Here is a 23,105-nt window from a genome sequence, read left to right on the forward strand (position 1 = left end):
AGGAAGGATCAGCCGAGCGTCCGCCCGATCATCACCTGCGGCGCGATATCGGTGAAGTTGACGATATCAGCCTGAAGTTCGCCGCGACGCGGGCTGGCCATCGCCGCGCCCAGCGCCTCCGGCGAGGCGAAATGGAAATGCGCGATCAGCGCGAACGGGCTGGGGGCGCCGCCCATCGGCTGCCCCTCGATCAGCTCGACCCGCTCCGGCTGCCACACCTCCCGCGCCAGCTTCGCATGATGGTCGCGGTAATAGGCGCTGTCGAAACGCGCGCCGTCGTGATTGGGGTATAGGACCGACACGATCATGACGTTCTTTCCTTCAGGCAAAAGAAAGGGCGCCGTCGGATCGAGCGGCGCCCAGGGGGGAGGAAGGTTCAGGCCGGCTCGCCGACGATCGTCTTGACTTCCATGAAGTCGGTGAGGCCGTATTTGCCGCCCTCGCGGCCGTTGCCCGATTGCTTGTAGCCGCCGAACGCCGTTCCCGGCGTCGGGCCCCACGAATTGATCGTCACCAGCCCGGCGCGCAGCTTGCCGGCGATCCTGGCCGCCTCGGCGGGATCGCCGGAGATGGTGGCGGAGAGGCCGTAATCGGTGTCGTTGGCCATCTCCACCGCCTGATCGCGATCGTCATAGGTGGTGATGGTGGCGACCGGACCGAACGTCTCCTCGCGATAGATGCGCATGTCGGGCGTGACGTCCGCCAGCACGGTCGGCTTGACGAAATAGCCCGCGTTGCGGCCATCCGGCCGCCCGGTGCCGCCGGTGACGAGCCGCGCGCCCTCGTCCAGCGCGGACTGGATCAGGCCCTGGATCTTCTCGAACTGCGCCTTGTTGACCACCGGGCCGATATGCGCGCCCTGATCCTCCGGGTTGCCGACCTGCGTCGCCTCCATGATCGCCTTGGCCACCTCGGTCGCGGCATCGACCTGGCTCTTGTGGACCAGCAGGCGGGTGGGGGCGATGCAGCTCTGCCCGGTGTTGGCAATCACGCCGGCCAGCGTCGGCGGCAACACCTCTTCCAGCTTCGCGCCTTCCAGCACGAGGTTGGGGGCCTTGCCGCCGAGTTCCTGGTGCACGCGCTTGACGGTCGCGGCGGCGGCGGTGGCGACCGCCACGCCCGCGCGGGTCGAGCCGGTGAAGCTCACCATGTCGACATGCTTGTGGCCCGACAGCGCCGCGCCGACGCCCGGCCCGTCGCCGTTGACGAGGTTGAACACGCCCGCCGGCACGCCCGCGTCGTGCAGGATTTCGGCGAGGATCAGCGCGTTGCTCGGCGCTTCCTCCGACGGCTTCAGGATCATCGTGTTGCCGGCGGCGAGCGCGGGGGCGACTTTGGCGCAGATCTGGTTGAGCGGCCAGTTCCACGGCGTGATCATCGCCACCACGCCGACCGGCTCGTGCACGACGCGCGAATTGCCAACCTGCTCGGAGAATTTGAATTCGCGCAACGCGGCGAGCGTGCCCATGAAATGGCCGAGGCCGGCGGGCACCTGCGCCATCTGCGCGAAGGAGATCGGCGCGCCCATCTCGCGGCTGGTCGCGGCGGCAAGCTCGGGAAGGCGGGCCTTCATGCCGGCGATGATCTTCTCCAGGATCGCGGCCCGTTCCTCAATGCTGGTCTGCGACCAGCTCGCGAACGCCTTCTTCGCGGCGGCGACCGCCTTGTCGACATCGGCGGCGGTGCCGAGCGTGATCTCGGTGCAGGGCTGCTCGGTCGAGGGGTCGATCACCTCATGGCGCCGCCCGCCCTCGCTCTCCACCCATGCGCCATCGATATAGTGCTTCAGGTAGCTTTGCATGACCGGCCTCTCCACTGGCGTTTTAGGGAATCGGGTATGGTTGTGATGCCTCGCGGATTAGGTTGCAACAGGAAACGCGATGTCCGCTAACCGTACCGCGACGGGACGTGCCGGGCGTTAACCGCGAAAGCCACTTTCGCGCCGCCGCCGTCGCGCGCAAGAAGCCGTGGTACGACGAAAGGAATCTGCCGGCATGCGCCGTTTCGCCGCCCTCATCGGCCTGTCGCCGCTCGCGCTCACCGCCGCTGCCCCGGCCCCGGCCCCGGCGCCGTTCACGATCGTGGAGACGGGGGAGAGGTTCGCCCATCTTCAGGACGCGCTGATGGCGCGGCGCGGGCAGGACTTCACCGTGCTGATCGCGCCGGGCGTCTATCGCGAATGCGCGATCCAGCAGGCGGGGCGCGTAACCTTCAAGGCGGCGGAGCCGGGCAAGGTGATCTTCGAGAGCGCGTGCGAGGGCAAGGCCGCGCTGGTGCTGCGCGGGCGCGGATCGACGGTGGATGGCCTCGTCTTCCGCAACATCCGCGTGGGCGACGGCAACGGCGCGGGCATCCGGATCGAGATCGGCGACCTGACGGTGCGCAATGCGATGTTCCTCGACAGCCAGGAAGGCATATTGGGCGCGACCGGCGACGCGACGCGGATCACCGTCGATCACTCGACCTTCTCGGGCCTCGGCCAGTGCGACGAGACGCCCGATTGCGCCCATTCGATCTATCTCGCCAATACCGGCGAGATCACGGTGACCAACTCCCGCTTCGAGCGCGGTCGCGGCGGGCATTACGTCAAGCTGCGCAGCCCGCATGTGCGGATCGACGACAACAGCTTCGACGACAGCGAGGGGCGCAAGACCAATTACGCCATCGACCTGCCGGAGGGCGGCACCGGCGAGATTCTGCGCAACACCTTCGTCCAGGGAGCGAACAAGGAGAACTGGACCGGCTTCATCGTCGTTTCGGCGGAGCAGCGCAAATATTCCGCCGCCGGCCTGCGCATCGACGGCAATGTCGCCACGCTCGCGCCGGGGCAGAGCAAGAGCCCGGCCTTCGTCGCCAACGTCAGCGGCGAGCGGCTGGCGCTGGGGACGAACCGGCTCGGGCCGGGCGTGCGCGCCTATGAGGACCGGCGGCCGTAGGCGCCGCTTTCGGCCTGCCGGTTTCGTCAGACGACGTGGAAACGCCGGCGGGTTGCCCCGCCGGCGCTCCATGCTCGCGGTCTGATTGCCGGTCAGGCCTGGGAGAAGGCGACCTTCGCGCCATTCTTGCGCGTCCGCATCACGCCGCCGACCAGGCCGAAGCCGAGGATCATCATCGCCCAGGTCGCCGGTTCCGGCACGCCGGGGATGACGGTGCCGCCGCCGTTCTGGCTCGTGGACCAGCCAACGGTGTGATTGTCCGATTCGTAACCGGCGCCGATATTCGTCTGATGGAACACGATCCGGTCGAACGTCCCCGTATCGAGGAAGAAATTGATGAACACGTAAGGCTGGCCGCCGTTCTGGCCCTGATAGGGGCTGAAGGGATTGCCGTTGTAAGCGCTGTTGCCGCTCACATACGACAGGACGTTGGTGGGATCGAACGTGCCCAGCGACGTGCCGCCGTTGAAGAATTCGACCGTGTTGCCGCTGTCCAGCGCGGATAGCCAGAAGCCGAAATAGTTGATCCCGTTCGTGCCGGTGTCGCTGAAGCTGATCGAATATTGCGACGTCTGGTTGATGCCGGCGACGGCGTAATTGCCGCTGCCGCCCGCACCGCCATATTGGTCGGCCCGGATGACGTTGACGTTCGTGTAGGTGCCGGTGATCGGACTGGCGCCGAACGTCGTGGTGAGCGACGGCGAGACGCCGGTGCTCTGACCATCGAATGTCTCGACGCCGAAATAATCGAAATCCGTCGCCGTGGTGTTTGTGACCCCCGGCGCCTCGACCTTGACGGTGAAATCGGCGGAAAGCGCCGCGTCGGCGACATTCGCGCCGAACGCAGCGGTGGTCGCCAGGGCGACGCTCGCAACAATCTTCTTCATGACACCCCTCGAAAGATGAGAAAAATGATGCGACCGTTAAGTGACCATTAAGTCGATTCGCCCCGCGCCGCAACGGGCGCCCGGCCGCTGTTCCAGAGCGGGACGGAATCGAAACTAGGCCGCCGCCGCGACCCTTTCCCGGATCAGGTCCGCCGCCTTTTCCGCGATCATGATCGTCGGCGCGTTGGTGTTCGATCCCACCAGCGACGGCATCACGGAGGCGTCGACGACGCGCAGCCCCGCCAGCCCGCGCACCTTGAGCCGCGCGTCGACCACCGCCAGCCCGTCCCCGTCCGCGCCCATCCTGCAGGTGCCGACCGGGTGGTAGATCGTCTCGGCCGTGCGGCGCACCCAGGCGTCGATCTCCGCGTCGGTGCGCACCTCGCCGCCGGGGGCGAGCTCCGCGTCGCGATAGGGGTCGAGCGCCGCCTGCGCCGCCACGTCGCGCCCGATCTTCACGCATTCGCGCATCACGCGCACGTCCTCGGGCTGGCTCAGGTAATTGGCGAAGATCAGCGGGTCGGCCAGCGGATCGCCCGACGCGATCGTCACGCGGCCGCGGCTTTCCGGGCGGAGCTGGCAGAGGTGGAAGGAGAAGCCGTCCTCCTTCGCGCGCACCTTGCCGTGGTCGCGCATGATCGCGAGCACGCCGTGGATCTGCACGTCCGGCCGCGACAGGCCGGGGCGCGAGCGGACGAACGCGCCGGATTCGAGGAACTGCTGCCGCCCCAGGCCGGTGCCGCGCAGCAGATATTCGAGGCCGACCTTGAGCTGCCGCAACCCCCTGGTCGCCGAATAGGCGGTGGTCAGCCCGTGCGAACGCCAGTTCATGATGACGTCGAGATGGTCCTGCAGATTCTCGCCGACGCCGGGCAGGTCGTGGACCGCGCGCACCCCGGCGTCCTTCAGCCGCGCCGGATCGCCGATGCCGGAGAGCTGGAGGATCTGCGGGCTTTGCACCGCCCCGGCGCACAGCAGCGCCTCGCCCGCCACCTCGACCCGTGCGAGGCGGTTGCCGGCGAGATATTCCACCGCCACCGCGCGGCCACCCTCGATCACGATCCGCGTGGTGCGCGCGCCGGTGATGACGGTGAGGTTGGGCCGCGCCATCGCCGGGCGCAGATAGGCCGAGGCGGTCGACCAGCGCTGCCCGTTCGCGATCGTCAGGTCGTAGCGGCCGAAACCCTCCATCGCCGCGCCGTTGAAGTCGCTGGTGAGCGGATAGCCGGCCTGCCGCCCGGCCTCGATCAGCGCGTCGTGGAACGGGCTGTCGCTCTCGCCGCCGGAGACGGTCAGCGGTCCTTGCGTGCCATGCAGCCCGCCGCTCTCGCCGCGATGATGGCCCTCCAGCCGGCGGAAATAGGGCAGCACGTCGTCCCACGACCAGCCGGCCAGCCCGAGCTGGCGCCATTCGTCATAATCCTGCGGGTGGCCGCGCATGTAGACCATGCCGTTGATCGCGGACGATCCGCCCAGCCCACGCCCGCGCGGCCACCACAGGCGGCGGTTGTCGAGATGCGGCTCCGGCTCGGTCCAGAAGCCCCAGTTATGCTTGCCCCTGGCTTTTATCAGGTTGCCGACGCCGGCGGGCATCCGCACCAGCATCTCGTTGTTGGCGCCGCCGGCTTCCAGCAGGCAGACGCTCGACGCCGGGTCTTCCGAAAGCCGCGCGGCGAGCGTGCAGCCCGCCGAGCCGCCGCCGATGACGACATAATTATAGCCTGCCACGCGACCCTCTCCTGTTCCTCATGGCCCTGTCTCTTATGGAACGAGCACCAGTTTCCCGACCATCGCGCTGTCCCGCATCGCCTCGAACGCGGCGCACCAGTCGGCGAGCGGATATTCGGCGTGGACGCGCGGCCGGATGCGCCTCTCCGCCGCCAGCCGCCAGATCGCGTCGAGATTCTCGCGCCCCTTGTCCGGAAAGCGCCGGCCATATTCCCCCGCGCGCACGCCGATCACCGAAAAGCCCTTGATGAGTGGCATGTTGGTGGAGACGGTCGCGATCCGGCCCGAGGTGAAGCCGACCACCAGCAGCCGGCCGCCGAAGGCGATGCAGCGGGTCGATTCGTCGAACACGTCGCCGCCGACGGGATCGTAGATCAGGTCGGCCCCGCCGCCGGTGATCTCCTTCACCGCCTCGCGGAAGCCCGGCGTGGTGACGGTCGCGTCAGGCGCATGGTCGCGCGCGACCACCGCCAGCTTCTCCGCCGAGCGCGACGCGGCGATCACGCGGCAGCCGAGCGCCCTGGCCAGATCGACCGCGGCCAGCCCGACGCCGCCGGTCGCGCCGTGGATCAGCGCCCATTCGCCCGCTCGCGCCATGCCCAGCCGCACCAGCGCGACATAGGCGGTGAGATAGGCGGTGCCGACGCTCGCCGCCTCGGCGAAGGAAAGGTGCGCCGGCTTGGGCCGGACGGCGGCGGCGTCGACCGACACCATCTCCGCGAATCCGCCGAGCCGCGTGCCGCACACCACCGCCGCGCCGGGCGTGAAGCCGTCGCCCGCGATCACCTCCCCCGCCACTTCCATGCCGGGGGTGAAGGGCAGCGGCGGCTTGAGCTGATAGTCGCCGCGCGTCATCAGCAGGTCCGGATAGTTGAGCGAGGCCGCCTTCACCCGCACCAGCACCTTGCCGGGGGCGGGCGCCGGCGCCGGCACGTCGGCGAGCGCGGTGCCCGACAGCTCGGGCGACAGCGCCGATACGACCAGCGCCCTCATGCCGTCGGCGCGCGCGCGATCATGATGTCGAGCAGCGAATCGAACAGCGTGCTCATGTCGAGCTGCGGCGCGTGGACCTTGCCCAGCCCGAGCGTGATGAGGCCATAGGCGCGGATTTCCGCCTCGTTGCGGGTGAAGCCGGCGGCGGTGAGGTTGCGCGCGAGGAAATCGAGCAGCAGCGTGTCATGCCGCTCCACCGCCGCCTGCGCGCGCGGGTCGCTTTCCGCCCAGGCGCGCATCGCGATCGCCAGCCGGGAGGAGCCGCGCCGCCGCACCGTCTGCCCCAGCAGGCGGATGCGCGCGATCGGATCGGGGGAGGAGCGTTCCAGCGCGTCGATCAGGTCGCCGACCTGATCCTCCGCGAAATAGCGCGCGAGCTGCCCCTGATAGTCGTCGAAATCCTTGAAATGGTGATAGAAGCTGCCGGTCGACACGCGCAGCTCGTCGGCCAGCGGGCGCAGCTTGAGCGCCTTCAGCCCGCCGCGCCTGAGCAGGGACTGGCCGGCCTCCAGCCAGTCGCGCGGCGTGAGGTCGGGCGATCGCGTCGCTGTCTGATTTGCTGGCTGCACGCTTGACATCCCCTCTACCATAACGAAGGTTATGCCGGAAATCGGCGCCGGTAAAGAGCCGGGGCCGTCAACCGCTTTTGGCAACCGCCCTTGGAGAGTCCATCCATGCCCGACGCTTATATCATCGACGCCGTCCGCACCCCGCGCGGGATCGGTAAGCAGGGAAAGGGCGCGCTCGCCCATCTGCACCCGCAGCATCTCGCCGCCACCGTGCTGAAGGCGCTGAAGGAGCGCAACAACCTCAACACTGCCGAGGTGGACGACATCATCTGGTCCACCTCCTCGCAGCGCGGCAAGCAGGGCGGCGATCTCGGCCGCATGGCGGCGCTCGACGCCGGCTATGATATCAAGGCGAGCGGCACCACGCTCGATCGCTTCTGTGGCGGCGGCATCACCGCGGTGAACTTCGCCGCGGCGCAGATCATGTCCGGCATGGAGGATCTGGTGATCGCCGGCGGCACCGAGATGATGAGCCTCACCGCAGCGATGGCGCAGGAGGACATGGAATCGGGCAAGCCGCCGCTCGGCATGGGATCGGGCAACGAGCGGCTCGACCTCACCCACCCGCAGAGCCATCAGGGCATCTGCGGCGACGCGATCGCCAGCATGGAGGGGATCACCCGCGAGCAGCTCGACCGCGCCGGGCTGGAGAGCCAGCAGAAGGCGGCGGCGGCGATCGCCGAGGGGCGTTTCGACAAGTCGATCGTGCCGGTGGTGGACGATGCCGGTGAGGTCGTGCTGGCGAAGGACGAATATCCCCGCCCGCAGACCACCGCAGAGGGCCTCGCCAGCCTCAAGCCGTCGTTCACCGCGATCGCGGACATGCCGCTAAACGCGAAGGGCGACACCTTCCGCAAGCAGATCAACCGCAAATATCCCGATCTGGAAATCCAGCATTTCCACCACGCCGGCAATTCGTCGGGCGTGGTCGACGGGGCGGCGGCGGTGCTGCTGGCGTCGAAGGAATATGCCGACAAGCACGGCCTCAAGCCGCGCGCGCGGATCGTGGCGATGGCCAACATGGGCGACGATCCCACGCTGATGCTCAACGCGCCGGTGCCGGCGGCGAAGAAGGTGCTGGAGAAGGCCGGCCTCAGGAAGGAGGACATCGACCTTTGGGAGATCAACGAGGCGTTCGCCGTGGTCTCCGAGAAGTTCATCCGCGATCTGGAACTGCCGCGTGACAAGGTGAACGTGAACGGCGGCTCGATCGCGCTCGGCCACCCGATCGGCGCGACCGGGGCGATCCTGATCGGCACGGTGGTGGACGAGCTGGAGCGCCGCAACAAGCGCTACGGCCTCGTCACGATGTGCGCCGCCGGCGGCATGGCCCCGGCGATCATCGTGGAGCGCGTCGAAGGGTGATGGCATGACGGCGTGAGCGGCGCGCGAGACGCCGCCACGCCTTGTTTTGGAGAGAGAAGGAATGCTGCACCCGGTCGCTCATGCACGGGCGACGCCCGACAAGGCCGCTTATATCATGGCCGCCACGGGCGAGACGGTCACCTATGGCGAGCTTGACCGCCGCGCCAACCAGGGCGCGCATCTGCTCCGCTCGCTGGGCCTGAAGCGCGGCGACGCGATCGCCGTGATGATGGACAACAACGCCCGCTACCTGGAGATCATGTGGGCGGCCGAGCGCACCGGCGTCTATGTCACCTGCCTCTCCTCGAAGCTGCTGGTCGACGAGGCGGAATATATCCTGCGCGACGGCGATTGCCGCGTGCTGATCGTGTCGAAGGCGATCGCGGTGCAGGCCGCCGCGCTGCTGCCCCGCATCGGCGACATGCGGCGTTTCATGGTCGGCGGCACGACCGAGGGCTATGACAGCTATGAGGCGGCGCGCGACGCGCAGCCCGACGGCCCGATCGCGGACCCCTCGCCGGGGCAGATCATGCTCTATTCCTCCGGCACCACTGGCAAGCCCAAGGGCGTGCGCTTCCCGCTGCCGGAGGAGCCGTTCGGCGAGAATCCATCGGCGCTCGTCGGGCTGGGACAGGCGCTGTACGGCTGGACGCCCGATCTGGTCTATCTCAGCCCCGCGCCGATGTATCACGCGGCGCCGCTGCGCTGGTCGATGGCGGTCAACCAGATCGGCGGCACGGTGGTCGTCATGGACCGGTTCGACGCGGAGAAGGCGCTCGAATATATCGAGAAATACAAGGTCACCCATGCGCAATGGGTGCCGACCCATTTCATCCGCATGCTGAAGCTGCCGCCGGAGGTGCGCGCGAGATACGACGTCTCCTCGCTCAAGGCGGTGTGGCACGCCGCCGCGCCGTGCCCGGTGCCGGTGAAGCAGGCGATGATCGACTGGTGGGGGCCGATCATCGGCGAATATTATGCCGGCACGGAGGGGAACGGCTTCCACGCGATCCAGTCGGCCGAATGGCTGACGCACAAGGGCTCGGTCGGGCGCAACCTCACCACCATCACGCATATCTGCGACGAGGACGGCAACCCGCTGCCGCCGCGCACCGAGGGCGCGATCTATTTCGAGCATCCGGAGGGGCTGCGCACCTTCACCTATCACAACGATCCCGAAAAGACGGCGGATTCCACCGATCGCCACGGCTGGACGACGCTGGGCGACGTGGGCTGGATGGACGAGGAGGGCTATCTCTACCTCACCGACCGCAAGAGCTTCATGATCATCTCCGGGGGCGTGAACATCTATCCGGCGGAGATCGAGAACCTGCTCGTCACCCACCCGAAGGTGGCGGACGTGGCGGTGATCGGCGCGCCGCACGACGAGATGGGCGAGGAGGTGGTCGCCGTCGTCCAGCCGCGCGACATGGCGGAGGCGGGCGAGGCGCTGGCGGCCGAGCTGACCGCCTTCGCGCGCGAGCATCTCAGCCACGTCAAGACGCCGCGCCGCATCGACTTCCGCGCCGAGCTGCCGCGCCACGACACCGGCAAGCTCTACAAGCGGCTGCTGCGCGACGAGTATTGGGGGAAGAAGCCGCTGGTCTAGGGTTCTCGGGGAGCGACGAATGAGCTTCAACTTCGGCGACATGATCGAGGCGGTCGAGCGGAAAGTCCCCGCCGATCGCGTGGCGCTGGCGCATGGCGACGAGGTGGTGGACTGGGGCGAGCTGCGCCGGCGCTCGAACAACCTCGCGCGCGCGCTGATCGGGCGCGGGCTGCGGCCCGGCGAGCGGGTGGCCTTCTACGCCTATAACAGCGCGGACTATCTCGTCGCGCTGATGGCGTGCTGGAAGGCGCGCGGGACGCACGTCAACGTCAACTATCGCTACGTCGCCGACGAGCTGGCCTATATCCTCGCCGACAGCGACGCGACCGTGCTGCTCTACGACGCGCGGCTGCGCGACGCGGTGGCGGCGGTGGTCGATCGCTCGCCGCTGGTGCGGACTTACGTGGAATGGGGCGGGGACGGCGACGCGCCGGCCTTCGCCGAGCGTTATGACGCGCTGATCGCGGGGGACGGCGCGCCGCTGGACATCGCGCGCGACCCGCAGGACCGTTTCTTCATCTACACCGGCGGCACCACCGGGATGCCCAAGGGCGTGGTGTGGGCGCACGCCGATCTCAACGCGATCGGGCTGGCGATCGCCGCGTCGCAGGGTTTGCCGGTGCCGCGGGATGTCGAGCAGGCCGCCGATTTCGCCGCCGCCAATCCCGACTATCCGGTCACCCTGGTCGGCCCGCCGATCATGCACGGCACCGGGCTGCTTTCCGCTTATGCCGCGCTGCTCGCCGGCGGGACGGCGGTGACCTTGCCGAGCCGCAGCTTCCGCGCGGAGGAGGCGCTGGATGCGATCGAACGCTGGCGGGCGAACCGGCTCGTCGTGGTCGGCGACGCCTTCGCCCGCCCGATCCTCGACGCGCTCGATGCCGCGCCGGGGCGGTGGGACGTATCCTCGATGCGGCTGATCGTCTCGTCCGGGGTGATGTGGACGCAGGGTGTGAAGGACGGGCTGCTGCGGCACATGCCGGACGCGGTGTGCCAGGACAATTTCAGCTCGTCGGAGGCGATCGGCATGGGCGTGGCGCTCACCACGCGCGAGGGCACGGTGGAGACGGCGAAGTTCATGGTCGGCCCGCGCTGCCGCGTGCTTGACGAACATGATCGCGATGTCGCGCCGGGCTCGGGCATGCGCGGGGTGGTTGCGCTGGCGCCGCCCAATCCGCTGGAATATCACAAGGACCCGGACAAGACCGCGCGCACCTTCCGCACGATCGACGGCGTGCGCTATTCGATCCCCGGCGATTTCGCGGAGGTGGCGGCGGACGGCACGCTGATCCTGCTCGGGCGCGGCTCGGCCTGCATCAACTCGGCCGGCGAGAAGATTTTCCCGGAGGAGGTGGAGGAGGCGCTGAAGCTCTGCCCGGCGGTGAAGGACGCCCTGGTGTTCGGCGTGCCGGACCCGAAATGGGGGCAGGCGGTCGCGGCGGTGGTGGAGGTCGCGCCGGGATACGACGAGGGCGCGGCGCGCGACGAACTGCGCGCGCGGCTGGCCGGGTACAAGCAGCCGAAGCTGCTGGTCGCGACGGCGGAATCGCTCCGCGCGCCGAACGGCAAGGCGGATTACGGCAAGGCGCGGAATCTGGCGGGGGTCGCCTGACGCCGCGGACGGTTCACCCGTCGCTGGCGCGCTCGATATCGGCGCCGACCGCGCTCAGCTTCTCCTCCAGCCGCTCATAGCCGCGATCGAGGTGATAGACGCGGCTCACCGCCGTCTCGCCTTCCGCCGCGAGGCCGGCGAGGATCAGGCTCATCGAGGCGCGCAGGTCGGTCGCCATCACCGGCGCGCCGACGAGGCGATCGACCCCGCGCACCACCGCCGTGCGCCCGCGCACCTGGATGTCCGCGCCCATCCGCGCCAGTTCGGGGACGTGCATGTAGCGATTCTCGAAGATCGTCTCGGTCAGCACGCTCGCGCCGTCCGCCTTGCACAGCATCGCCATGAACTGCGCCTGCATGTCGGTGGCGAAGCCGGGGAAGGGCGCGGTGGAGAGCGTCAGCGGGCCGAGCTTGCCGTTCGCGGAGACGCGCACAGAGCGCTTGCCCTCCACCACCGTCACCCCCGCCTCGCGCAGCGCGTCGAGCGTCGCGCCCATGTCCGCCGCGTCGACGTTGGTCAGTTCGATATCCCCGCCGGTGATCGCGGCGGCGCAGGCGTAGCTGCCGGCCTCGATCCGGTCGGGCATCACGGCATAGGTCGCGCCGTGCAGCCGCTCGACGCCCTCGATCTCCAGCGTTTCGCTGCCGATCCCCTCGATCTGCGCGCCCATCGCGACGAGGCAGCGGCACAGGTCGACGATCTCCGGCTCGCGCGCGGCATTCTCGATCCGGCTCGATCCCTTCGCGGTGACGGCGGCCATCACGACATTCTCCGTCGCGCCGACCGAGACGATCGGGAAGGAATAGCGTCCGCCCGCCAGCCGCCCGCCCGGCGCGCGCGCGGTGACATAGCCGGCCGACATCTCCAGCTCCGCGCCGATCGCCTCCAGCGCTTTCAGGTGCAGGTCGATCGGGCGGTTGCCGATCGCGCAGCCGCCGGGCAGCGACACCCGCGCCTCGCCCGCCCGCGCCAGGATTGGGCCGAGCACGAGGATCGAGGCGCGCATCTTGCGCACGATGTCATAGGGTGCCTCGGTCGAGGTGAGCTTGCCGGCGCGGATCGTCATCACGCGGCCGAAATCGTCGGGGCGCGAGCCTTCGATCGCGGTCGATGCCCCCAATTGGTTGAGCAGGTGGCCGAAGCTGTCGACATCGGCGAGGCGCGGCAGGTTGCGCAGCGTCAGCGGCTCGTCCGTAAGCAACGCACACGGCAGCAATGTCAGCGCGGCATTCTTCGCGCCGGAGATCGGGAGGGTGCCGGAAAGGCGGTTGCCGCCACGGATGAGGATACGGTCCATTCGCCCGCGTCTATCGAAGCGGCGGCGCGGCGCAAAGGGGTGAGAAGCGAATGAACCGCGCTCCGCTCCCCGTTTGCGCCGGTCTCGTAGAATGGCTGGACTTCTAGGAGGGAAAATGCAGGGCTTACCGGACTTGATCGGGGGTCAGCCCGAACGGGAGAGCGAGGTTACGCCTTCTCCAGCGTGCATTGCAGCGGGTGCTGGTTCTGGCGGGCGAAGTCGATCACCTGGCCGACCTTCGTCTCCGCCACCTCATAGCTGAACACGCCGCACACCCCGACGCCCTTCTGGTGGACGTGGAGCATCACCCGCGTCGCTTCCTCCACGTTCATGCGGAAAAAGCGCTGGAGGCACAGCACGACGAATTCCATCGGGGTGTAATCGTCGTTGAGCATCAGCACGCGATAGGGCGTCGGCTGCCTGGTGCGCGTCCGAGTGCGGGTGGCGATTCCGATGCCGATGCCGCCATCGGAATCGTCATCGCGACGCTCGGCCATCAGGAGGGGCGCGGGGAGGTGAGTCTGGCGCTGCATGGTTCGCGCTAAAATATGGCAACGATGCCCGCGAGGGCAAGAGGCGCGCGCCGGGCGGTGCGCACGAAAAAGGGACGATCGCGTGGCCCGCGAATCGTCCCTTCATCATGCCTTGTGCGGGCCACCGCCCGCGACGGCGATCAGGCGGCCGCCTTGACCTTCTCCGCGGCGAGCGCGAAGCGGTTCGACAGCGGCTGGGCGATCTCGCCCGCCAGCTTCAGCGCGGCTTCGGTCGAGCGCGAAGTCTCGGCGACGAAGGCGTCGAACGAGGAGCGGACATAATCGCTCTGGAGCTTGAACAGCTCGGTCGGCGACTTGACGGCGGACATCGCCTTGAACGCCTCGTTGGCCTTCTCGTAGCTCGACTTGGCGTAAGCGGCGGCGTCCTGGCCGAACTTCTCGGCGCCCTTGGCGGCGATCTTCGACGATTCGACGAGCGCCTCGATATTGCCCTTGTGGAAAGCGTTGGCGTCCTCGAACACCTTCACACCCTTCTCAAGCGCGCCCTTCGCGCGCTCGTTGGCGTCGGCGAAATAGGCCTGGGTCTTTTCGGTCACATTCTTGAACGTGTCGGCCATCTTGGGTTCCTTTGCAGCGTTGGTCACCGGCCTGGTCGCCGGGCGTTTGGGCGAGGCTACGGCCTTCGCCCGGATTGCCGGCTTCTTGGCGACCGGCTTGACGACCGTGCGGCGAGCCGCCGGCGTCTGTTCCTTGGTGATGACGGGAGCGGCGGGGACGACGGGGGTCGCCGCCTGCTTCGCCGGAGCCGGCCGGGCCGGAGTTACCGCGACCGGCGCGGGCTTGATCGCGACCGCCGGGGCCGCCTTGGCGACGGGGGCCGGCGCCTGCTTCGCCGGCGCGGGCGCCGTCACGGCCTTCGGCGCGACCGTGGCGGTCGGCGTGGTGACGGGCGCGGCTTTTGCCGCTGTCGGCTTCGGTTCAGGCTTGGCGGCAGTATCGGTCATCCGCGCGACTCCATCTTGCTGCGATGCAACATAGTGAGGCCGTGCGGGCTTGGCAAGGAATTTTTGTGCGGCGCAACAAAATGTCGGGCCGCATCATGATGTCATTGATAAGCCACGATCATTTCGATCTGACATAGGTGCCCGGCGCGTCCTCGATCGCCTTGAGTCGGCCCTTTCCGGGGATGCGGGCGCCTTGCGCCGCAACCTCCTCCGCATCGATCGAGCGCAACCACCCGTTCCAGTCGGGCCACCAGCTTCCCTTGGTCTCGGTCGCGCCCGCGACGAAGTCGTCGAGCGATTTCACCGGCGCGGGGTTGGTCCAATATTGGTATTTATGCTGCGCCGGCGGGTTGACGACGCCCGCGATATGGCCGGAGCCGGCGAGCAGGAACTTGACCGGGCCGGCGAGGATCTGCGTGAGCTTCCACACGCTCTCCACCGGGGCGATATGATCCTCGCGCCCGGCCTGCACATAGGCCGGCGTCCTGATCTTGCCGAGGTCGAGCGGCGTGCCGTCGATCGACAGCGCGCCGGGCCGCACCAGCAAATTGTCGCGATAGAGGTCGGTCAGGTAGCTCAGATGCCATCTGGCCGGCAGGTTGGTGGTGTCGCCGTTCCAGTGCAGCAGGTCGAACGGCGCGTAATCGTTGCCGAGCAGATAATTGTTGGTGACGTAGTTCCAGATCAGGTCGCGCCCGCGCAGCAGGTTGAAGGTCACCGCCATGTAGCGCCCGTCGAGGAAGCCCTGCGGCGAGAGCGTGCGGATCAGCGTGAGCTGCTCGTCGTCGATGAAGTTGAGCAGGTCGCCGGCGCGGGTGAAGTCCACCTGCGCGGTGAAGAAGGTGGCGCTCGCCACCTTGTCCGCGTCGCCGCGCGCGGCGAGCAGCGCCAGCGTGGCGGCCAATGTGGTGCCGGCGACGCAATAGCCGATCGTGTGGACCGCCGGCACCTCCAGCGCGGTGCGCACCGTGTCGATCGCGTCGATCTGCGCGTTGACATAATCGTCCCACGCGATGTCGGCCATCGTGGCATCGGCCGACTTCCACGACACGACGAACACGCTGATCCCCTGATCGACGCACCAGCGGATGAAGCTCTTCTCCGGCGTCAGGTCCAGGATGTAATAGCGGTTGATCCACGGCGGGAAGATCACCAGCGGCACGCCGAGCACCTTCTTCGTGGTCGGCGTATATTGGATCAGTTCGTAGAGCGGCGTACGCTTGACCACCTTGCCGGGGGTGACGGCGAGGTTGCGGCCGACCTCGAACGCATCGGCGTCGGTATGGGTGAGCTGGCCGCGCGCCATGTCGGACAGCATGTGCTGCAACCCCTTGAGCAGATTCTCGCCGCCGGTCTCGATCGTCTTCTCGATCACCTCCGGGTTGGTCAGCGCGAAATTGCTCGGGCTCATCGCATCGACGAAGCCCTTGGCGGCGAAGCGGATCTGCTCCTTCTGCCCCGGCTCCAGCCCGTCGAGCGCCTCGACGTTCTTCAAGAGATGGTCGGCGATCAGGAAATAGCTGTCGCGAATCCACGCAAACAGCGGATTGTCGCGCCACGCCTCGGCCTTGAAGCGCCTGTCGCGCGCATGGGCGGCGGATTCGGGCGCGGGCGCGCCGCTATCCGCGCCGGGGTTGAGGAAACGCTGCCACAAGGTGAGGCTGTCGCGCCAGAAATCGTTCGCGCGCTCCAGCGTCGCGGCGTCGTTGAGGCCGGGGATCACCGGCATGCCGGGCAGCCCCGCCGCGCCCTCGCCGCCGCGCATCGCCGCCATCCCGTGCTCCAGCATCATCTGCTGCGCGCGCCCGAGCACCCAGGTCCAGCGTTGCAGGTCGGCGAGGCTGGGGGACTGGAATTCGGTCATCATCCTCTCCTTGGGCGCGTGCCCCGGCGGGCCGCCCGCGCATAAGGTAGCAATGTTGCGGGGATGAGATAGCGGGTTTTTGCGCCGCCCCGCACGCGGCACCTGTCGCCGCCGCGCCGGACGCGATATGATGCGGCTGCGAAAGGAGCAAAGATGTCCGACGAATTCTACCGCATGAAGCGCCTGCCCCCCTATGTCATTGCCGAGGTCAATGCGATGCGGGCAGCGGCGCGCGCGGCGGGGGAGGACATCATCGACCTAGGCATGGGCAACCCCGATCTGCCCCCGCCGGCGCATGTGATCGAGAAATTGTGCGAGGTGGCGCAGAAGCCCTCCGCCCACGGCTATTCGCAGTCGAAGGGCATTCCCGGCCTGCGCCGCGCCCAGGCCAATTATTATGCCCGCCGCTTCGGCGTGGAGGTCGATCCCGAGAATGAGGTGGTCGTGACGATGGGGTCGAAGGAGGGGCTGGCCAGCCTCGCCACCGCGATCACCGCGCCCGGCGACGTGGTGCTGGCGCCGAATCCCTCCTATCCGATCCACACCTTCGGCTTCATCATCGCCGGCGCGACGATCCGAGCGGTGCCGACCACGCCCGACGAGCATTATTTCGAGAGCCTCGAGCGCGCGATGGCCTATACCGTGCCGCGCCCCTCGGTGCTGGTGGTCAATTACCCGTCGAACCCGACGGCCGAGACGGTCGACCTCGCCTTCTACGAGCGGCTGGTGGCGTGGGCGCGCGAGAATCAGGTGTGGATTCTCTCCGACCTCGCTTATTCGGAACTGTATTACGACGGCAATCCGACCCCCTCGATCCTCCAGGTGCCGGGCGCGAAGGACGTGGCGATCGAGTTCACCTCGCTCTCCAAGACCTATTCGATGGCCGGCTGGCGGATCGGCTTCGCGGTCGGCAACCGCAAGCTGATCGCGGCGATGACGCGGGTGAAGTCGTATCTCGATTACGGCGCCTTCACCCCGATCCAGGCGGCGGCCTGCGCCGCGCTCAACGGGCCGCAGGATATCGTCGACAAGAACCGCCAGCTCTATCACAAGCGCCGCGACGTGCTGGTGGAGAGCTTCGCGCGCGCCGGGTGGGAGATCCCGAGCCCACGCGCCTCGATGTTCGCGTGGGCGCCGCTGCCGCCGGCGCTGGCGCACCTAGGTAGCCTTGAGTTCTCGAAACAATTGCTGACTCACGCCAAGGTCGCGGTTGCGCCAGGGGTGGGCTACGGCGAGAACGGCGAGGGTTACGTGCGCATCGCGATGGTCGAGAACGAGCAGAGGTTGCGCCAGGCCGCGCGCAACGTGAAACGCTATCTGCAGATGATGGGCGTCAATACGCCCGCGCGTAACGCCGGGTGAAGGTGCGCGTCGCTGACGGCCGCGTTGCCGGCCGCCGGACTGGTGGATAGGCGGGCGGCCGGTCGTGCCGATCGTCTATAACCCCTTCTATTCGCTGGCCGGGGTGCTGGTCGGGCTGCTCGTCGGGCTGACCGGCGTCGGCGGCGGATCGCTGATGACGCCGCTGCTGGTGCTGGTCTTCGGCTTCCATCCGGTGACGGCGGTCGGCACCGACCTGCTCTACGCCTCCGCCACCAAGACGGTCGGCACCGCCGTCCACGGCTGGCGCGGGACGGTGGACTGGCGCGTGGTCGGGCGGCTCGCGGCGGGCAGCGTGCCGACGACCGTCGCGATGCTGTTCGCGCTGAACTATGCCACGCATCGCGCGGCCGACACCGGACATCTCGTCGCGACGATCCTCGGCGCGGTGCTGCTGCTCACCGCCGGCGCGATCCTGTTCCGCGAGCGGATCGTCTCGCGCCTCGCGCCGCGCTTCGGGCGGCTCAGCGACCGGCGGATCGGCTGGCTCACCGTGCTGCTCGGCGCGATCCTCGGCGCGCTCGTCTCGCTCACCTCGGTCGGCGCCGGGGCGCTGGGGATCACCGCGCTGCTCGTGCTCTATCCCCGACTGGAGCTGAAGCGGCTGGTCGGCTCGGACATCGCCCATGCCGTGCCGCTCACGCTGATCGCCGGCCTCGGCCATATGACGCTGGGCGCGGTGGACTTCTCGCTGCTGGTGTCGCTGCTCGCCGGATCGGTGCCGGGAATCGTCATCGGCAGCCTCGTCGCGACCCGCGTGTCCGATCGCGTGCTGGTCCCGATCCTCGCGATGACGCTGGCGGTGGTGGGCGTGAAGCTGGTGCTCTGAGGCGCGGTATGACCGATTCCCTGTCCATTCGTCTGGCCAGCCCGGCGCAGGTCGAGCAAATCCGAGACCTCACGTTGCGCGCCTATGCGAAATGGGTTCCGATCACACCGCGCAAACCGCGTCCGATGACCGCCGATTATGATGTTGCGGTGCGAGAGAACCGCTTCGACTGCCTCTATGAGGACGACCAGTTCGTCGGTCTGATCGAAACCGTCCAGCAAGGCGACGAACTGATGATCGTCAACGTCGCGATCGACCCGGACCATCAGGGGCGCGGATTCGGCACCCGCCTGATGAAACATGCGGAGGAAATCGCCAGAGTGGCTTCGCTTCGTGCGACCCGCCTGTACACCAACAAGCTGATGACGGAGAATATCGTGCTCTACGAGCGTCTCGGCTATCGGTTCGAGAAGGAGACACACCACGATCTCGGCACCGTAGTGCATATGGTGCGTCCCGTTTCGTAGCCGAGCTGGTTGATCGGCGTTGTCAGGGGCGATGATCTGGCGGATTGCGATCATGCTTCCACCCGGTTGACCTCCGCGCTCCGCTCCCGCATCCCCGCCGGCATGACACGCCCCGGCTTCGCTTTCTCCACCCGCTTCAAGGTCCGCTATGCCGAGATCGACGGGCAGAAGGTGGTCTTCAACTCGCGCTATCTCGAATATGCCGACGTCGCCGTCACCGAATATTGGGAGTGGACCGGCATCGGCGAGGTGCTGGGGAAGCTGTGGCACGAGACGGAGTTCCACGTCCGCCGCGCGGCGGTGGATTATCTCCGCCCGCTCGTGCTGGGCGACACGATCGAGGCGTCGGTCAGGATCGAGCGGCTCGGCTCGTCGAGCATCACCAAGAGGTTCGAGCTGGCCAACCAGCGCGGCGAGCTTTGCACGGTGATCGACATGGTGAGCGTCCACGTCCACCTTCCCAGCGGCCGTCCGACGCCGATCGAGGGCGAGGTGCGGCAGTTCCTCGAGGCGCTCGTCGCCGCGCAGCCGGATCGGGTGGCGTAGGACGGATCGACATTCAGCCGATGCGGGGCTGCAAATGGCGGTTCTCCGCGCTTCCGGCGCTCACGGACCTGTAGTCCGCAGCGCTCCGGGTCACGGAAAACCACCATTTTCGCTGACGTCTGACCTGAATGTCGATCCGTCCAGGACTTGGCGCCGGCCGCCTACCGCCGGAACAATCCCCCCAGCACGCCGCGCACGACGCTGCCGATCAGCCCGCCGCCCGACGACGACGAGCGCCGACTGGAGGTGCCGAACACCTGCTTGCCGATCTCGTTCGCCACCTGCCGCCCGATGGAGGAGCTGGCGGCGCGCGTGGCGGAGGTGATCGCCTTGTTCCACGGCGAGTTGGCCGCCTCGCGATCGGCGGCGATGCGGGCGCGTTCGGCTTCCTTCGCGGCCTGTGCGTCGGCCTTGGCCTGGAGCGCGGCGGCCTTCTCGGCATCGTCCTGCGCGCGCGCGGCGGAGGCGGCGGCCGCCGCCTCGGCGGTCTTGGCGGCGAGCAGTTCGTGCGCGGATTCGCGGTTGACCAGCGTGTCGTATTTCGCGCCGATCGCGTCGGTCTGCACCAGCACCTTGCGCTCGTCGGGCGTGATCGGGCCGACGCGGCTCTGCGGCGGGCGGATCAATGTGCGCTCGACCGGGGAGGGCGCGCCGTCCGGCTGGAGCAGCGACACCAAAGCCTCGCCCACCTTCAGCTCGGTGATCGCGGTGGCGACATCCACGCCGGGGTTGGCGCGGAAGGTCTGCGCCGCCGCTTTCACCGCCGCCTGGTCGCGCGGGGTGAAGGCGCGGAGCGCGTGCTGCACGCGGTTGCCGAGCTGCCCCGCGATCGTATCCGGCACGTCGATCGGGTTCTGGGTGATGAAATAGACGCCGACGCCCTTGGAGCGGATCAGTCGCACGACCTGCTCGATCTTCTCCAGCAGCGCCTTGGGCGCCTCGTCGAACAGCAAATGCGCCTCGTCGAAGAAGAAGCACAGCTTCGGCTTGTCGGGATCGCCCACCTCGGGGAGATGCTCGAACAGCTCGCTCATCAGCCACAGGAGAAAGGTGGAATAGAGCTTCGGGCTCGCCATCAATTTGTCGGCGGCGAGGATGTTGACGATGCCACGCCCCTTGTCGTCGGTGCGGATGAAATCGTCCATGTCGAGCGCCGGCTCGCCGAAGAAATGCTCCGCGCCCTGGCTGCGGAGCTGGAGCAGCTGGCGCTGGATCGCGCCGATCGATTGCTTCGAGACGTTGCCGTAGGTGGTGGTCAGCTCGTCCGCGCGATCGGCGCAATTGGCGAGCATGGATTGCAGGTCGTCGAGGTCGAGCAGCAGCAGCCCTTCCTTGTCCGCGACGTGGAAGGCGATCGTCAGCACGCCCTCCTGCACCTCGTTGAGGTCCATCAGGCGGGCGAGCAGCAGCGGCCCCATCTCGCTGACGGTGGTGCGGATCGGGTGGCCCTGCTCGCCGTAGAGGTCCCAGAATTGCACCGGATTGTCGGCGTAATGCCAGTCGGAAAGGCCGATGTCGGCGGCGCGCCGGGCGAAGGCCTCGTGCGTCTTGGACTGCGGCGAGCCGGCCATCGCGATGCCGGAAAGATCGCCCTTCACGTCCGCAACGAAGCACGGGACGCCCTGCCCCGACAGTCCCTCGATGATGCCCTGGATCGTCACCGTCTTGCCGGTGCCGGTCGCGCCGGCGATCAGCCCGTGGCGGTTGGCGCGCTTCAACTGGAGCACCTGCGGATTGGCTCCGCCCGCGTCCGCGCCGATGAAGATGCCGTCGGTCATACCTGCTCCCGGAATTGCTGCGGAAAGCAGCCTAGCCGCCGTCCCGTGACACGAAAAGGGCGTCGCGCGAGAAGACCCGCGCGGCGCCCCTCTTCGGTTGCGACCCGAATTACTTGATCTTGACCGGCACGAAGCCGCTCTGCCCCCGCGCGCGGTTGATCATCAGCAGCACCTGCGGGCGACCCGCCGACTTCGCCGCCTGCACGCCGCGCGCGAGATCGGCCGCCGAGCGCACCGGCGTGCCGTTGATTGCCGAGATCACGTCGCCGCGCCGCAGCTTCTGCCCGGCGTCGCTCGACGGATCGACCGCGCTGACGACGACGCCCTGCACGGTCGAATCGACGCCCACCTGCCGCGCGATCGCCGGGGTGAGCGGCTGGACGGTGACGCCGATCGCGTTCGATGCCGGGGCCGGCTGCTCGCTGCCCTGATCGTCGTCGTCGCCGGAGAAATCGTCACCGCTGCCGGTGGTGGTCGCGAGCTGGTCCTCCGGCGGGCGGGTGGTGACGTTGGCGGTGATCGACATCGGCTTGCCCTCGCGGATGACGTCGAGCTTCACCGTCGAGCCGGGGCTGGCGTTGGCGATCAGATAGGAGAGCGTGGTGTCCGGCGTCACGGCGGTGCCGTTCACCCTGGTCACCACGTCGCCCGCGCGCAGCCCGGCCTTGGCGGCGGGGCCGCTCGGCTCGACGCGGCCGATGATCTCGCCCGAGTTCTTGGGCAGGCCGAGCGCGGCGGCGATATCGTCCGTCACCGGCTGGATGCCGACGCCGAGATAGCCGCGCTTGACGCTGCCGCCCTTCATCAGCGTGTCGATGATCGGCCGCGCCTCCTCGGCTGGAATGGCGAAGCCGATGCCGATATTGCCGCCCGACTGCGAGAAGATCTGCGAGTTGATGCCGATCACGTTGCCGTTCATGTCGAACATCGGGCCGCCGGAATTGCCCTGGTTGATCGACGCGTCGGTCTGGATGAAGCGGTCGTTCGCGCCGCCCTGCCCGGTCACGCGGTGGACGGCGGAGATGATGCCGGCGGTGACGGTGCCGCCGAGGCCGAACGGGTTGCCGATCGCGATCACCCAGTCGCCGACGCGCGCATGCGCCGAATCGCCCCATTTCACATAGGGCAGCGGGCCGGGCGCGGTGATCTTGAGCAGGGCGAGGTCGGACGCGGCGTCGCGGCCGATCAGCTTGGCGACATATTCCTTGCGGTCCGGCAGCGTCACGCGGATCGAGGTGACCACCGCGCCGCGCATCCCGGCGGCGACGACGTGGTTGTTGGTGACGATATAGCCGTCCGGCGAGATGATGAAGCCGGAGCCGAGCGATTGCGCCTCGCGCGTCACCGGGGCGCCGCCGCGCCCGCCGCCGCCGCCGCCGAACTGGCCGAACAGGTCGCCGAACGGCGTGCCGGCGAACGGGTTCGCGGGCTGCTGCACCGTCACCTTCTGATCGGTGGAGATGTTGACGACGGCCGGCTGGAGCTTCGCCACCATGTCGGCGAAGCTCATCGGCGCGCCTGCGCGCGGGGCGCCGGCGTTGATCGTGCCGGGCTCGTTCTGCGCGACCTGCGCGGCGGTCGCGGGGTGCTGGAGCACCAGCGATGCGGCGGTGCCGCCGAGAAGGAGAGCGCCAGTAAGGGCGTAGGCGTAGCGCACGGTCTTCATGTTCCTCTCAATCACCCGGCAGCGGCCGGGCGTGTTTCAATGGCCTTTCGCCGATGAACGACGATTGAATATGAACGATTC

The 23,105-nt window shown here is 68.2% G+C and carries 20 protein-coding genes; 8 read left to right on the plus strand and 12 right to left on the minus strand.

The window, feature by feature from the left end:
* Positions 1–8 precede the first annotated feature (8 nt).
* Together F9288_RS07640 and F9288_RS07645 are read right to left on the minus strand one after the other, a co-directional pair.
* Positions 9–308 (minus strand): EthD family reductase, encoded by a 300-nt coding sequence (locus F9288_RS07640; RefSeq protein WP_174836073.1) that lies wholly within the window; start codon positions 306–308, stop codon positions 9–11.
* Positions 309–376: 68 nt separating this feature from the next.
* On the minus strand, positions 377–1,801 hold the full coding sequence (locus F9288_RS07645) for an aldehyde dehydrogenase family protein (protein ID WP_174836074.1): 1,425 nt from the start codon (positions 1,799–1,801) through the stop codon (positions 377–379).
* A gap of 193 nt (positions 1,802–1,994) precedes the next feature.
* Here F9288_RS07645 and F9288_RS07650 point away from each other — a divergent pair, with 193 nt between their 5' ends.
* Positions 1,995–2,936: a right-handed parallel beta-helix repeat-containing protein gene (locus tag F9288_RS07650; RefSeq protein WP_174836075.1), complete on the plus strand. Its 942-nt coding sequence runs from the start codon at positions 1,995–1,997 to the stop codon at positions 2,934–2,936.
* A 92-nt stretch (positions 2,937–3,028) separates the two neighbouring features.
* Here the strand turns inward: F9288_RS07650 and F9288_RS07655 are convergent, their stop codons facing one another.
* From F9288_RS07655 to F9288_RS07670, 4 genes are all read right to left on the minus strand, one after another.
* Positions 3,029–3,823: a PEPxxWA-CTERM sorting domain-containing protein gene (locus tag F9288_RS07655; protein WP_174836076.1), complete on the minus strand. Its 795-nt coding sequence runs from the start codon at positions 3,821–3,823 to the stop codon at positions 3,029–3,031.
* A 114-nt stretch (positions 3,824–3,937) separates the two neighbouring features.
* A complete protein-coding gene (locus F9288_RS07660) occupies positions 3,938–5,551 on the minus strand; it encodes a choline dehydrogenase (RefSeq protein ID WP_174836077.1) in 1,614 nt (537 codons plus the stop codon).
* A 33-nt stretch (positions 5,552–5,584) separates the two neighbouring features.
* Entirely contained in the window at positions 5,585–6,544 is a 960-nt protein-coding gene (locus tag F9288_RS07665) for an NADPH:quinone oxidoreductase family protein (protein ID WP_174836078.1), read from the minus strand.
* The gene (locus F9288_RS07670) at positions 6,541–7,122 is read right to left on the minus strand and encodes a TetR/AcrR family transcriptional regulator (protein ID WP_254621121.1); all 582 of its coding nucleotides are present in this window, start codon (positions 7,120–7,122) and stop codon (positions 6,541–6,543) included. Before F9288_RS07670 ends, F9288_RS07665 begins: the two co-directional genes overlap by 4 nt.
* A 96-nt stretch (positions 7,123–7,218) precedes the next feature.
* Here F9288_RS07670 and F9288_RS07675 point away from each other — a divergent pair, with 96 nt between their 5' ends.
* The 3 genes from F9288_RS07675 to F9288_RS07685 all read left to right on the plus strand — a co-directional run bounded on the left by F9288_RS07675 (position 7,219) and on the right by F9288_RS07685 (position 11,699).
* Entirely contained in the window at positions 7,219–8,478 is a 1,260-nt protein-coding gene (locus tag F9288_RS07675; protein WP_174836080.1) for an acetyl-CoA C-acetyltransferase, read from the plus strand.
* 61 nt (positions 8,479–8,539) lie between these two features.
* Entirely contained in the window at positions 8,540–10,087 is a 1,548-nt protein-coding gene (locus F9288_RS07680) for an acyl-CoA synthetase (RefSeq protein ID WP_217482603.1), read from the plus strand.
* A 19-nt stretch (positions 10,088–10,106) separates the two neighbouring features.
* Entirely contained in the window at positions 10,107–11,699 is a 1,593-nt protein-coding gene (locus F9288_RS07685) for an AMP-binding protein (RefSeq protein ID WP_174836081.1), read from the plus strand.
* 13 nt (positions 11,700–11,712) lie between these two features.
* On the opposite strand, the gene murA is transcribed toward F9288_RS07685, so the two are convergent.
* From murA to phaC, 4 genes are all read right to left on the minus strand, one after another.
* Positions 11,713–12,996 (minus strand): UDP-N-acetylglucosamine 1-carboxyvinyltransferase, encoded by a 1,284-nt coding sequence (murA, locus tag F9288_RS07690; protein WP_174836082.1) that lies wholly within the window; start codon positions 12,994–12,996, stop codon positions 11,713–11,715.
* Between the two features lie 167 nt (positions 12,997–13,163).
* The gene (gene clpS / locus F9288_RS07695; RefSeq protein WP_174838953.1) at positions 13,164–13,493 is read right to left on the minus strand and encodes an ATP-dependent Clp protease adapter ClpS; all 330 of its coding nucleotides are present in this window, start codon (positions 13,491–13,493) and stop codon (positions 13,164–13,166) included.
* Positions 13,494–13,669: 176 nt separating this feature from the next.
* Positions 13,670–14,494: a phasin family protein gene (locus tag F9288_RS07700; protein ID WP_174836083.1), complete on the minus strand. Its 825-nt coding sequence runs from the start codon at positions 14,492–14,494 to the stop codon at positions 13,670–13,672.
* 118 nt (positions 14,495–14,612) lie between these two features.
* On the minus strand, positions 14,613–16,358 hold the full coding sequence (gene phaC, locus F9288_RS07705; RefSeq protein WP_174838955.1) for an alpha/beta hydrolase: 1,746 nt from the start codon (positions 16,356–16,358) through the stop codon (positions 14,613–14,615).
* 153 nt (positions 16,359–16,511) lie between these two features.
* Here phaC and F9288_RS07710 point away from each other — a divergent pair, with 153 nt between their 5' ends.
* From F9288_RS07710 to F9288_RS07725, 4 genes are all read left to right on the plus strand, one after another.
* Complete coding sequence (locus F9288_RS07710; RefSeq protein WP_174836084.1) at positions 16,512–17,720, plus strand: LL-diaminopimelate aminotransferase; 1,209 nt, start codon at positions 16,512–16,514, stop codon at positions 17,718–17,720.
* A gap of 70 nt (positions 17,721–17,790) precedes the next feature.
* On the plus strand, positions 17,791–18,567 hold the full coding sequence (locus F9288_RS07715; RefSeq protein ID WP_174838957.1) for a sulfite exporter TauE/SafE family protein: 777 nt from the start codon (positions 17,791–17,793) through the stop codon (positions 18,565–18,567).
* An 8-nt stretch (positions 18,568–18,575) separates the two neighbouring features.
* Positions 18,576–19,034 (plus strand): GNAT family N-acetyltransferase, encoded by a 459-nt coding sequence (locus F9288_RS07720; RefSeq protein ID WP_174836085.1) that lies wholly within the window; start codon positions 18,576–18,578, stop codon positions 19,032–19,034.
* Between the two features lie 66 nt (positions 19,035–19,100).
* Entirely contained in the window at positions 19,101–19,580 is a 480-nt protein-coding gene (locus F9288_RS07725) for an acyl-CoA thioesterase (RefSeq protein WP_368076225.1), read from the plus strand.
* A gap of 161 nt (positions 19,581–19,741) precedes the next feature.
* Here F9288_RS07725 and F9288_RS07730 read toward each other — a convergent pair whose 3' ends face one another.
* The gene (locus tag F9288_RS07730) at positions 19,742–21,358 is read right to left on the minus strand and encodes a helicase HerA-like domain-containing protein (RefSeq protein ID WP_174836086.1); all 1,617 of its coding nucleotides are present in this window, start codon (positions 21,356–21,358) and stop codon (positions 19,742–19,744) included.
* 109 nt (positions 21,359–21,467) lie between these two features.
* Complete coding sequence (locus F9288_RS07735; protein ID WP_174838961.1) at positions 21,468–23,015, minus strand: Do family serine endopeptidase; 1,548 nt, start codon at positions 23,013–23,015, stop codon at positions 21,468–21,470.
* Between the last annotated feature and the right edge of the window lie 90 nt (positions 23,016–23,105).

The organism is Sphingomonas sp. CL5.1 (genome assembly GCF_013344685.1).
Classification (GTDB): domain Bacteria; phylum Pseudomonadota; class Alphaproteobacteria; order Sphingomonadales; family Sphingomonadaceae; genus Sphingomonas.

What these genes read in the sequence shown, in the direction of transcription:
- F9288_RS07640 (WP_174836073.1), bottom strand. Translation starts at nt 308, where the DNA reads ATGATCGTGTCGGTCCTATACCCCAATCACGACGGCGCGCGTTTCGAC.
- F9288_RS07645 (WP_174836074.1), bottom strand. Translation starts at nt 1,801, where the DNA reads ATGCAAAGCTACCTGAAGCACTATATCGATGGCGCATGGGTGGAGAGC.
- F9288_RS07650 (WP_174836075.1), top strand. Translation starts at nt 1,995, where the DNA reads ATGCGCCGTTTCGCCGCCCTCATCGGCCTGTCGCCGCTCGCGCTCACC.
- F9288_RS07655 (WP_174836076.1), bottom strand. Translation starts at nt 3,823, where the DNA reads ATGAAGAAGATTGTTGCGAGCGTCGCCCTGGCGACCACCGCTGCGTTC.
- F9288_RS07665 (WP_174836078.1), bottom strand. Translation starts at nt 6,544, where the DNA reads ATGAGGGCGCTGGTCGTATCGGCGCTGTCGCCCGAGCTGTCGGGCACC.
- F9288_RS07670 (WP_254621121.1), bottom strand. Translation starts at nt 7,122, where the DNA reads ATGTCAAGCGTGCAGCCAGCAAATCAGACAGCGACGCGATCGCCCGAC.
- F9288_RS07675 (WP_174836080.1), top strand. Translation starts at nt 7,219, where the DNA reads ATGCCCGACGCTTATATCATCGACGCCGTCCGCACCCCGCGCGGGATC.
- F9288_RS07680 (WP_217482603.1), top strand. Translation starts at nt 8,540, where the DNA reads ATGCTGCACCCGGTCGCTCATGCACGGGCGACGCCCGACAAGGCCGCT.
- F9288_RS07685 (WP_174836081.1), top strand. Translation starts at nt 10,107, where the DNA reads ATGAGCTTCAACTTCGGCGACATGATCGAGGCGGTCGAGCGGAAAGTC.
- murA (WP_174836082.1), bottom strand. Translation starts at nt 12,996, where the DNA reads ATGGACCGTATCCTCATCCGTGGCGGCAACCGCCTTTCCGGCACCCTC.
- clpS (WP_174838953.1), bottom strand. Translation starts at nt 13,493, where the DNA reads ATGGCCGAGCGTCGCGATGACGATTCCGATGGCGGCATCGGCATCGGA.
- F9288_RS07700 (WP_174836083.1), bottom strand. Translation starts at nt 14,494, where the DNA reads ATGACCGATACTGCCGCCAAGCCTGAACCGAAGCCGACAGCGGCAAAA.
- phaC (WP_174838955.1), bottom strand. Translation starts at nt 16,358, where the DNA reads ATGACCGAATTCCAGTCCCCCAGCCTCGCCGACCTGCAACGCTGGACC.
- F9288_RS07710 (WP_174836084.1), top strand. Translation starts at nt 16,512, where the DNA reads ATGTCCGACGAATTCTACCGCATGAAGCGCCTGCCCCCCTATGTCATT.
- F9288_RS07720 (WP_174836085.1), top strand. Translation starts at nt 18,576, where the DNA reads ATGACCGATTCCCTGTCCATTCGTCTGGCCAGCCCGGCGCAGGTCGAG.
- F9288_RS07730 (WP_174836086.1), bottom strand. Translation starts at nt 21,358, where the DNA reads ATGACCGACGGCATCTTCATCGGCGCGGACGCGGGCGGAGCCAATCCG.